This window comes from Pseudomonas sp. FA-1 (assembly GCF_056856075.1).
In genome coordinates this window covers 1-239 of the sequence record NZ_JBWXTH010000078.1, presented here as the reverse complement: position 1 = coordinate 239, position 239 = coordinate 1, and the positions used below count along the sequence as shown (strand labels likewise).

At 28.9% G+C, this 239-nt stretch carries 1 protein-coding gene; it reads right to left on the bottom strand.

The genetic code is table 11. The features are described 5' to 3' along the window. Positions 1 to 80: 80 nt before the first annotated feature. Positions 81 to 239, bottom strand: a 159-nt coding sequence (locus AC1MHZ_RS23515) for a helix-hairpin-helix domain-containing protein (protein ID WP_482967027.1), incomplete at its 5' end; no start/stop codon positions are given.

Sequence of the window (239 nt, the reverse complement as noted above, 5' to 3'; positions counted from 1 at the left end):
AGCTTTTTTAGTCATTTTTAAACTTTATATTTTTTGAAATACCAAAATTCTACAGTATTAATTAGCTATAATTTAATTTTTTAATGGAAACATTTCCAAATTTCTTGGGCTAACTTTTTACTAATTCCTTTAACTTTGGCAATCTCATCAACAGATGCTCTGGATAATTCTTGCCACCCACCTAAATACATCATTAAAGCTTTACAGCGTTTTGGTCCAACTCCTTCAATTTCCTCTAT